This window comes from Streptomyces sp. NPDC059037, from assembly GCF_042740015.1.
Classification (GTDB): Bacteria; Actinomycetota; Actinomycetes; order Streptomycetales; family Streptomycetaceae; genus Streptomyces.
Window position 1 is genome coordinate 1 of sequence record NZ_JBHYIG010000215.1, and the last position, 10,540, is coordinate 10,540.

Annotated in this window: 9 protein-coding genes; all 9 read right to left on the reverse strand. The window is 71.0% G+C overall.

The genetic code is table 11. The annotated features are described in order from the left end of the window. Positions 1 to 1,771: collagenase (locus tag ACFWY6_RS32980; RefSeq protein WP_384698290.1), on the reverse strand; the 1,771-nt coding region annotated here is incomplete at its 3' end. A gap of 313 nt (positions 1,772 to 2,084) precedes the next feature. Beyond that, positions 2,085 to 3,350 carry an alpha/beta fold hydrolase gene (locus ACFWY6_RS32985; protein WP_384698293.1) on the reverse strand — a complete coding sequence of 422 codons (1,266 nt, stop codon included), beginning with the start codon at positions 3,348 to 3,350 and terminating at the stop codon, positions 2,085 to 2,087. A 183-nt stretch (positions 3,351 to 3,533) separates the two neighbouring features. Continuing rightward, positions 3,534 to 4,253, reverse strand: coding sequence for a GntR family transcriptional regulator (locus ACFWY6_RS32990; RefSeq protein WP_384698296.1), 720 nt, complete (start codon positions 4,251 to 4,253; stop codon positions 3,534 to 3,536). A 46-nt stretch (positions 4,254 to 4,299) separates the two neighbouring features. Next, positions 4,300 to 5,682 carry an aldehyde dehydrogenase family protein gene (locus tag ACFWY6_RS32995; RefSeq protein WP_384698299.1) on the reverse strand — a complete coding sequence of 461 codons (1,383 nt, stop codon included), beginning with the start codon at positions 5,680 to 5,682 and terminating at the stop codon, positions 4,300 to 4,302. Beyond that, entirely contained in the window at positions 5,679 to 6,686 is a 1,008-nt protein-coding gene (locus ACFWY6_RS33000; RefSeq protein WP_384698302.1) for a proline racemase family protein, read from the reverse strand. Before ACFWY6_RS33000 ends, ACFWY6_RS32995 begins: the two co-directional genes overlap by 4 nt. 13 nt (positions 6,687 to 6,699) lie before the next feature. After that, positions 6,700 to 7,608 (reverse strand): dihydrodipicolinate synthase family protein, encoded by a 909-nt coding sequence (locus ACFWY6_RS33005; RefSeq protein WP_384698305.1) that lies wholly within the window; start codon positions 7,606 to 7,608, stop codon positions 6,700 to 6,702. A 98-nt stretch (positions 7,609 to 7,706) separates the two neighbouring features. Beyond that, positions 7,707 to 9,182 carry an FAD-dependent oxidoreductase gene (locus ACFWY6_RS33010; RefSeq protein WP_384698308.1) on the reverse strand — a complete coding sequence of 492 codons (1,476 nt, stop codon included), beginning with the start codon at positions 9,180 to 9,182 and terminating at the stop codon, positions 7,707 to 7,709. Continuing rightward, on the reverse strand, positions 9,163 to 9,477 hold the full coding sequence (locus tag ACFWY6_RS33015) for a (2Fe-2S)-binding protein (protein WP_384698311.1): 315 nt from the start codon (positions 9,475 to 9,477) through the stop codon (positions 9,163 to 9,165). The genes ACFWY6_RS33010 and ACFWY6_RS33015 overlap by 20 nt, the downstream gene beginning before the upstream one ends. Positions 9,478 to 9,540: 63 nt before the next feature. Next, positions 9,541 to 10,540: NAD(P)/FAD-dependent oxidoreductase (locus ACFWY6_RS33020; protein WP_384698314.1), on the reverse strand; the 1,000-nt coding region annotated here is incomplete at its 5' end.

Here is a 10,540-nt window from a genome sequence, read left to right on the forward strand (position 1 = left end):
GGGTGGCAACGTCCTCGGGGTGCGACTGGAGCATGTAGCGGACGCCCAGATAGCCCCACTGGTAGATACGGGTGGTGTCGGCGTTGTCATAGGTGGTCCCGAAGAGCTCGCTGAGCTTGTAGGTGTTCTTGCCCGCCTCCTCGATCGCCCTGTCGTAGGTGATACCGCGGTACGAGTAGGAGACGTACTCGGCGAAACCCTCGATCCACATCACCGTCGGGGTGGTCTGCCCGGCTGCGAAGTCGCCGTACATGTCGAAGCGGCCGTCGAGGTAGTGGGTGTACTCGTGATTGAGGTTCCAGATCTGGAAGGCGCCGTCCTGCGCCGGCTGCTCGTAGGCGATGAAACGCGGCTGGTTGCCCTCGGCGGCCGGGTCGCCCTCCAAGTACATGCCGCCGTTGTTGGTGTCGATGCCGAAGACGACACCGGCGTAGGTCTTGTAGTCGGTGCTGGAGTTGAAGGCGACGATCTCGATGTTGGTGTTGTTGTCGTCCTTGACCGGGCCGTTGTCCTTGACGATGCCGTGGAACACCGGGTCCTGCTTGAGGATGCTGTCGCATGTGGCCGAGAGTTCGGCCGCGGTCAGCTCCTGCGCGAGGATCTTTGCACTCGGACCGCATTCGTGCTTGGTCGTCAGCACGGCATCGCGCACACGGTCCTGCAGGTCACAGGTGTCGTACTCGGCGCAGTTCGCCTTGTCGAACTCGTCCGTCATCTCGGCGATGCCGACCCAGAGCGGGGCGGTGCGTCCAGTGATCTCGCTGCGGCCGAGCAGCTCCTTGGCCAACGGCTTGACGGTGTCCTTGAGGTCGGCGTGCTGCAGGAAGCGGCCGAGTTCGCGTCCGGCATTGCTGGCCAGGTAGGACTTGTCGGTGCCGAGGAGATCGTCGTGGGCGACGGCGAAGTCGCGCAGTCCGGTGAGGACGCCCGGGTCGGCCTTCACTGCTTCCGCGAACTCCGGCAGCTGGTGGCCGCGGAAGAGCACGGTGTAGGTGTTGTTGACCGCCGCGACCATTCCGTAGAACTCGTCGTACGACGCGTCGTAGTCCTTCTGCAGGCGCTTGACCACGTTGAGGAAGCGGATGTTCTCTCCGGAGCTGTCGATCAGGATGACCGCCTCGGAGAGGGTCTCGCCGTTGGCCTCGGTGACGTCAAAGGCGTGGGACGAGCCGAAGAAGGCATCCAGGGCGCCCTGAATGGCGCTCTTCAGCGTCGGGCCGTATTCGCCGACGTTCTCCGGCTGGTTGTACTGGATGTAGTAGCCGGCACGCAGGTACAGCACCACCTGGGCTGCGGAAGTGCTGTTGTCCCCCGGGTAGTTGGTCGCGACGTCCTTAAGTGCGTTCGCCACCGTGACCATCTGTTCCTCGCGGAAGAGGGCCTTGGAGTCCTCACCGGTCACGCTGAACAGTGTGTTGATGCAGGTTGTTTCCGACTTCTTGATCTGCTCGACCAGGGCAGCGCCGGTCTTCGAGGTGAAGTCGCCGACGTTGCAGTCCGCGGCGGCCTTCGCCGCAGAGCGGGCCTTCTTGCGTTCCGCGGCATTCTGGGCCGCGGGGAGCGGAGGGCGTTGCGCGGCGTTCGAGGCCTTCGTGGCCGATCGCGCGGGGTCGGCTGCGTGCCCGGGTGCGAGGTCGGCGGCGAGCACGGTGGCGGAGGCGGGCTGTGGGGCCGGGGCCGACCTCGGTGCGGGCTTGGGTGCCCCGCCGTCGGCCGGGGCCGCCGCGCCGTTGGGGGCGAGCATGGCGAGCCCCAGGCCGGCAACAGCCACGGTAGGTATCAGCAGTTGTGCGAGTTTCCTGGTGGGGGGTCTGCGCATAGCGATGGCCTCCAGGCCAGTCGGCAGCCGTGCGCGGGGCACGGCAGTGGGGGGTACGGACCTTGACGGCAACGGAAGTTGAGCACCCCCGGAGCCGTCAGGCCCGCCGAAAATGTGCCCGTACAATTTCACAGTTCACATGGCAGTGAGAAGAGGGTTGCAAGCAACGGAAGAAACTGATGAGTCGTCAGTTAGTGATCCCGTCGGGGAACTTGAGACTCCCGGACGGAGCTGAAGGAGCCGTCCGCATGGCAGAACCGTCGGCTTACGCGCGGCCCGCGGCCAGGTCCATCAGGCGCGCGAGGACGCGGCCGCCCGAGGCGGTGACGCCGTCGTGCTCCCACTCATTGGTGACCCAGACTCGAGTGGCGCCGACTTCGCGTGCCGTGCGCAGGGAGAGGCCGGCGTCGACGTACATGTCGTCGTGGTAGACCGCCGCGGCCAGGGGGACCTGGTTGGCGGCCAGGCGGTGCGGGTCGTAGAGCGAGGGCCAGTCGCCGCGGCGGGCCAGGAGGTCCGCCGCGTCCGCGAAGGGGCGCAGGCCTCTGATCTCCCGGAACATCCAGGGGTAGATCATTTCGCCGGTGAGGAGGAGCGGGTCCGCGTCCTCGGCGAACTCGGGGAAGCCGGCGAGCGCGCGGGACGCCGCCCAGGCGCTGGGGGCAGCCCCTTGCCCGTACAGCGTCTCCTGCATGACGGCGAACAGCGGGCTGTCGGTGAAGCCGGTCAAGGCCTCGACCTGATGGAGGAAGGTGTCCGTCAAATCGCCGTCCGCGTCCAGGGATTCGTCGAGCAGCCAGTGGATCCGTTCGAACCCGTCGCCCATGCCGAGCGCGAGGCCGAGGGCGCGCAGACGGCCGATCGTCAGGCGGTCCCCGCCGGGCAGGCGGATGTCGTCGACCGCGAGGCGATCGGCGATCTTGCGGAGCCGTGGGGCGTCGTTCGGGTAGCGGGCGTAGAAGTCGTGGACCCGCTCCCGCACCCGCGGGTAGGTACGCGCGTACACGTCGTCGGCGGTCGCGGCGAGACCGGGCAGGCCGCCGGTGACGTAGCAGGCCCGCAGGCCCTCCGGGGCGTGCGAGAGGTAGGTCAGCGTGATGAAGCCGCCGTAGCTCTGGCCGAGCGTCTCCCAGGGTTCCCCTGCGCACAGTTGACGGCGTATCAGTTCCGCGTCGGCCACGATCGCGTCGGCGCGGAAGTGGGCCAGATGCGCGGCCAGTTGGGCGGCGGAGGGGAACCGGGCGGCCGTGCGCGCGGTGACCGGCGTGGAGCGGCCGGTGCCGCGCTGGTCGAGGAGCAGCACCCGGTGCGTCTTGAGCGCCTGGGGCAGCCAGCCCGGTGAACCGGCCGAAGGACGTGGGGCCTTGCCGCCGGGACCGCCCTGCAGATAGAGCAGCCAGGGCAGTTGTTCACCACTGCGGGCCGGGTCGACGACCTCGCGCGCGAACACCTCGATGGTCGGGCCCTGCGGGACCGAGTGGTCCAGTGGGACGGTGAAGCAGTGGTCGGTGGTGGCGTACGCCGGGTTCATCGGTCCCTTTCACAGCGAGGCATGGAATGGTGTGTGACATTGCATGCGCGCCAGCGTGGCTGAGCCACCCCCTTCCGGGGAGCCCCCACCTGGGCATAGCACCACGTGATGGGGGTTCCGTCCCGCTTCAGGGCTTCAGGGCCTCAGGACCTCAGGACCTCAGGACCTCAGGGCCTCAGGGCCTCAGGCGGAACGCTTCCGGGTGCGCCCCGCCGCCGAGTTGGCCTCGGGCGAGGAGGAACTGCTGCTGGCCCACAGGGAGCGAACATGGCCCAGGTGCTTGGACATGCACTTCTCCGCCGCCTTCGCCTGGCCCGCGAGCATCAGGTCGAGGAGCTCCAGGTGCTCCTCGGCCGAGGGGATCAGCTCGCCGCGCTCGTCCAGGGTGGAGAGCCCGTACAGACGCGAGCGCTTGCGCAGGTCGCCGACCGTCTCGACCAGGCGGTCGTTGCCCGAGAGGGCGAGGAGCGAGAGGTGGAACTGCCGGTCGGCGTCCAGGTAACCGATGAGGTCGTGGCCCCGCGCCGCCCGGACGATTTCCTCGGCGACCGGGCGCAGCGCCTCCAGGTCCTCGCGCGCGGCACTGCGGGTGATCCGGCCGATCATGGGGACCTCGATCAAGGCGCGGATCTCCGTGTACTGGTCGAGGTCACGCTCATTGACCTCGGTGACCCGGAATCCCTTGTTGCGGACGGGCTCGACCAGGCCCTCGCGGGCCAGGTCGAGCATCGCCTCGCGTACGGGCGTCGCCGAGATGCCGAAGTCCTCGGCGAGCGTGGGCGCCGAGTACACCTGGCCCGGACGCAGCTCACCGGAGATCAGAGCGGCCCGCAGGGCGTGGGCCACCTGGTCACGCAGCCGCTCCCGGGTGGCGTTGAGGTCGTGGTGCTTCAGGTGCCCCATGCGGTGGTGGTCCCTTCGATCTGGTACAGACCACTACCATACAATGTCACGTTGCCCCTGCTGACGACAGGGTGTAGGTCCGGCTCGAGGTGTAGAACTCCAGCGCGGCCCGGCCCTGTTCGCGCGGCCCGTGGCTGGACGCCTTGGCTCCGCCGAACGGCAAGTGGAAGTCGACGCCGGTGGACGGGGCGTTGACCCGGATCATTCCGGTGTCGAGCCGATCGAGGCCGCTCAGTGCCGTGTTCAGGTCGGCGGTGTGGACAGAGGTGACCAGGCCGTACGGCACGAAGTTGGTGATCCGCACCGCGTGGGCCAGGTCGTCGGCGGGCAGCAGGGCCGCGATGGGCCCGAAGACCTCTTCGCGCAGCAGCCGGTGGCCCGCCGGGACCTTCTCGACCAGGGTCGGGGCCGCGTACCAACCTGGCTCGTCGGGCACGGTGCCGCCGGCCAGCACGCACAGGCCGTGCCCGGCGTCGCCCACCTGGCCTCGGGCGTGCTCGTTGATGAGCGGCCCGCACACGGTCGCCGCGTCGGTCGGGTCGCCCACCGACACGGCCCGCAGCGCTTCGGCGAGTGCTTCGCGCAGCGGCTCAAGGGCCGCGCCGACCGCGATGACGCGGCTGGTGGCGGTGCACTTCTGGCCCGCGTACCCGGCGATGGAGGCGGCGATGTGGGCCGCGGCCTGCTCGATGTCGGCGTCCGCGAGGACGATCGCCGCGTTCAGTCCGCCCATCTCCGCCTGAACCGGCACGCCGCGGGCCGTTGCGGCGCGGGCGACGGCCTGGCCGACGGTGGTCGAGCCGGTGAAGGAGACCACGTCGGCGGCGGAGACGAGCGCGTTGCCCTCCGTCGCCCCGCCCGGCAGGACGGTGAACACCCCTGCGGGCAGGGCCTGTTGGACGACCTCGGCCAGGCGCCGCGCACACGCCGTGGCCTCGGGTGCGGGCTTGAGGACGACCGTGTTGCCCGCCGCCAGCGCCGGGGCGGCCTTCCAGCTCGGAATGGCGAAGGGAAAGTTCCAGGGCGTGATCAGACCGGCCACGCCGTGCGGGCGGCGGCGGGACAACAGCAGTCCGGGCCCAGCGGCCGTCTCGTGGACCGCACCGACGGGTTCGTACGGGGCCTGGGCGTAGTAGCGCCAGATCGCGGCGGTGCGCGCGACTTCGGCGCGGGCTTCGGTGAGCGGTTTGCCCACCTCGCGGACGGCGAGTGCGGCCAGTTCGGTGCGTGCGGCGTCGATGCCGTCAGCGACCGCGCCGAGAGCGGCCGAGCGGGCCGCGGCCCCGCCGAGCAGCCAGCCCGGCTGAGCGGCGCGGGCCCGCTCCACGGTGTCGACCGTCTCGAAGGCGCCGGGCGCCGGGATCCGCAGAAGTACGTCGGACGGATCGGCCGGGTTGTATGAGGTGATGACGGGTCCGACGGCGGTCACAGGAGAAATCCTCCGGGGAAGGGGTCGTCCGGGTCGAGGAAGTACTGGGCGGTGCCGGTGATCCAGGCCCGCCCGGTGACGGTCGGCACGACGGCGGGCACGCCGCAGTCCACGGTCGCCTCCTCGGTCAGACGGCCGGTGAAGCGGGTGCCGATGAAGGACTCGTTGACGAAGTCCTGGTTCAGGGGCAGTTGGCCGCGGGCGTGCAGCTGTGCCATCCGGGCCGAGGTGCCCGTGCCGCACGGGGAGCGGTCGAACCAGCCGGGGTGGACCACCATGGCGTGGCGTGAGCGGTGCGCGTCGGAGCCGGGGGCGGCCAGGTAGACGTGCTTGACTCCGGCGATCTCAGGACGCTCGGGGTGTACGGGCCGCTGCGGCGAGGCGTTGATCGCGTCCATGACGGCGAGCCCGGCGGCCCGCAGGTCGTCCTTGCGCTCGCGGTCGAACGGCAGCCCCAGTGCGTCGAGTTCGACGAAGGCGATGAAGTTCCCGCCGAACGCGAGGTCGTAGGTGACCGTGCCGTACCCGGGCACCTCGATCTTGCTGTCCAGGGCGGCGCAGAACGCCGGTACGTTGGTGAACGTGACCGCCGTGGCCGCGCCGTCCGACACCTGGACCTCGACCGTCACGAGTCCGGCCGGGGTGTCGAGCCGGACCGTGGTGACCGGTTCCGTGACAGGCACCATGCCCGTCTCGACCAGGACGGTGGCGACCCCGATGGTGCCGTGCCCGCACATCGGGAGCAGTCCGGAGACCTCGATGTAGAGGACTCCGTAGTCGGCGTCGGGGCGGGTGGGTGGCTGGAGGATCGCGCCGCTCATGGCGGCGTGGCCGCGCGGCTCGTACATCAGGAGCGTCCGAAGGCCGTCCATGTGCTCGATGAAGTGCAGCCGCCGCTCGGCCATGGTGGCGCCGGGGATGACCCCGACGCCACCGGTGATCACGCGCGTGGGCATGCCCTCGGTGTGCGAGTCGACCGCGTGGAAGACGTGGCGGGTACGCATGTCCGCCCCTCCCCTACTTGTGCCCGGCCGCGACGGCCTTCTCGGTGGCGGCGCGCACGCCCTCTTCGACCTCCCCGGTGAGCGGGAAGCGCGGCGGCCGCGTGGGGCCGCCCCGCCGCCCGACGATGTCCATGGACAGCTTGATGGACTGGACGAACTCCGTCTTGGAGTCCCAGCGCAGCAGGGAGTGCAGGGACTTGTAGAGCGGGACGGCCGTGGCCAGGTCTCCGGAGACGGCGCGGTGGTACAGCTCCGCGCAGCTGGCGGGGAACGCGTTGGGGTAGCCGGCGATCCAGCCGACGGCACCGGCGACGGCGAGTTCGAGCAGGACGTCGTCGGCGCCGATCAACAGGTCGAGCTCCGGGGCGAGTTCGGCGAGCTCGTACGCCCTGCGGACGTCACCGGTGAACTCCTTCACGGCCACGACGCTGCCGTCCTGGTGCAGCCGGGCAAGGAGGTCCGGCGTGAGGTCGACCTTGGTGTCGATGGGGTTGTTGTACGCGACGACCGGCACCCCGACGCGGGCGACCTCGGCATAGTGGGCGCGTACGGCCGCCTCGTCGGCGCGGTAGGCGTTCGGCGGCAGCAGGAGCACCGAGCCGCAGCCCGCCTCGCCCGCGTGTTCCGCCCAGCGCCGGGCCTCGCCACTGCCGTAGGCGGCGACGCCGGGCATGACCCGCGCCCCGTCGCCCGCGGCCTCGACGGCGGTCCGCACCACACGGGCCCGTTCCTCGTCGGTGAGGGTCTGGTACTCGCCGAGCGAGCCGTTCGGCACGACACCGTCGCAGCCGTTGTCGAGCAGCCAGCGGACGTGCTCGGCGTACGCGTCGTGGTCGACGGACAGGTCGTCGCGCAGGGGCAGCGTGGTGGCGACCATGATGCCGCGCCAAGGGCGGGTGCTGTTCCAGGTGTTGGTGGTCATGTCAGAGAGACCTCTCGTGAGAATGTGACATTTCACTTACGTTGTGGGGGGCGTGACCTAGCTACCTAGGCGACCCAGGAAGCCAGGGAGCTAGGAAGCTAGGAACGGTCCCGTGGCTCGTCCACGGCAGGGGCGTCGAGCGCCGCTAGTGCCGCCAGCGGGACAGGCGTGGCGAACGGGCGGCGCTCCAGCGGGGGTTCGGCGGCCGCGCCGCGGGATGCCAGGCACGCCACCGCCGCACCGCACATCCTCCCCTGGCACCAGCCCATACCGGCACGGGTGAGCAGTTTGACGGTGCGGGCGTCCCGTGCCCCGAGGTCCTCGACCGCTTCGTGGATCCGGCCGGCGGTGACCTCCTCGCAACGGCACACCTCGGTGTCGTCCCTGAGCCACCGTGGCCAGCCGGAACCGGGCGCGTGAACGGTGGCCATCGCGTCGGCGAAGGCGCGCATCCGCCCCCTGCGGCGCTTCAGTTCCCGCACCCGGCCGCCGTGGACGGGACTGCCCAGGACCTGGGCAGCGATCGCGATACCCGCCAACTCTCCTTCCGTGTACGCCAGTCGCACCCCTCCTACTCCCCCGGCCTCGCCCGCCGCCCACAGGCCGGGCACCGATGTCCCCTGAAGGTCGTCCAGGGCCAGGGCCCTGGTGCCGTCGGGCAGGGAGCAGGTGGTGCAGCCGAGCGCTGTCGCCAGTTCGATCTGGGGGACGAGGCCGTGCCCGACGGCCAGCGCGTCGCACTCGATCCGGCGCCCCGTCCCCCGCACGGGGCGCCAGTCGCGGTCGAGACGGGTGACGGTGACGGCCTCCACACGGTCGGTGCCGTGCACCTCGGTCACCGCGCTGCGCACGCGCACCCGCACCCGGTGCCGCAGCAGCGCGGCGCCGTGGGTGAGGGCCTCAACTGCCTTGTGCGGATTGGCGACGAGCGCCCGGGGATGTCTGGCGTACCGCAGATATCCGGACGCCTCGACGACGGCCGGCACCCTCGCGCCCGCCGCGGCCAGCGAGGAGGCGACCGCGAGCAGCAGGGGGCCGCTGCCCGCCACGACGACCTTCCGCCCGGGAAGGACCAGGCCGGACTTGAGCATGGCCTGCGCCCCTCCGGCACCCACCACGCCGGGCAATGTCCAGCCGGGGAAGGGCAGTTGACGCTCGTACGCACCAGTCGCCAGGAGGACCGCCCGGGCCTGTACGCGTACGGGACGCTCGCCGTCGCCGTCGGCACCGGTGACGGCGTGCACCGCCCAGAAGCCGCCGTCTTCCTCGCCCCTCGTCATGCTCCACACGTGGTGTCCGGGAAGGTGCCTCACCTCGCTCTCCGCAAGCCGTCGGCGCAGATCGGTGTAGGCGGACCAGTCGTGGTGCAGGGCCTCGGGACGGACGGCACCCACTGCGGGCGTCGGATGCCGGTAGAACTGCCCCCCGGTGTGCGTGGAGGTGTCCAACAGGGCTACGGACAAGCCGAGTTCAGCGGCAGCGACGGCTCCGGCGAGACCGGCGGAGCCCGCGCCGATCACCGCGAGGTCGTACAGCCCATGCGACCCCTGGAATTCAGACACCGAGTCCGGCACGGCCGTGTCCTTCCTGAGTGGTGATGGCGTCCCCCGGTCGGGCCGGAACGAGGCAGGCCCGCCGGTTGGGCTCTCCATTGATGGTGGCGAGGCAGTCGTAGCACTGCCCGATCCCGCAGAACGCGCCCCGCGGTCGCCCGCCGTTCCGCGTGGTGCGCCAGGCCAGGATTCCGGCCCCCCACAGCGCGGCGGCGACGGACTGCCCGCGCAGGGCGGTCACGGTCCGGCCGTCGAAGGTGATGGCGAACGGCGGATCGGGCTGAGCGCCGACCAGGTCGGCAGGGGTACGGGCCATGGGCCCCTCTCCTCTCGTGGCGGGTGGACTCTCGTGGCAGGTGGACTCTCGTGGCAGGTGGACTCAGGCGGTCGACGGGAAGCGTTCCGGCCTGAACGGGGTGATGTCGAGCGGCAGTTCGCCGCCGGTCAGGGACCGTGCGACGGCAAGGCCGGTGGCTGGAGCGAGCCCGATCCCCGCGCCCTCGTGGCCGCAGGCGTGCAGCAGGCCGGGGACACGCGGGTCGGGGCCGATGGCGGGCAGGTGGTCCGGCAGATACGGACGGAAACCGGCGTACGTGCGCATCGCCCGCACCCCGGAAAGGACCGGGAACAGCGCGGTGGCCTGGGCCGCCAGGCGCCGCAGCACCTCGACCGAGAGCGTGCGGTCGAAACCGACGCGCTCCCGGCTGGCGCCGATCAGGACAGGGCCGGCCGGGGTGCCCTCCACCACCGCCGAACTCTGCAGCGCGGCGGAGCCGCTGGCCACATCGGCGACGTAGTCGGCCGCGTACACCTTGCGGCGCACTACGCGCGGCAGGGGCTCGGTGACGAGGACGAAGCCCCGCCGTGGCCGTACGGGAAGCTCCACCCCCGCGAGGCGGGCGACCTCGCCGCCCCAGGTCCCGGCCGCGTTGACCACGTACGGAGCGTGGTGCTCACCGGCCGCCGTCCGCACCCCGCAGATCTCGCCGGACGCCCCGGTGAGCAGGCCGGTGACCTCCTCGCCCAGGCACAGACGGACCCGGTCGCCGCCCGCGCGCAGCAGATGCGCGGCGGCGAGCGCGGGCATCACCTGCGCGTCCTCGGGGTAGTGGAAGCCGCCCGCCAGGCCGTCGGCGAGGTGCGGCTCCAGGTCGTGCAGGTGGTCGGCCCCGAATTCGTCCGCCGTCACGCCCGCCTTCCGCTGCCGGGCCGCGAAGTCCCGCAGCGCGACCATCCCCGCCTCGTCGGAGGCGACGACGAGGCCGCCCTTGGACTCGTACTCGATCTCCGGCGGGCTCGCGTCGGGGAGCTCCCGCCCCAAACGGGTGGAGAGCAGGGCCAGTTCGAGCGCGGGACCCCGCTGCTGTTCGGTTAGAAGA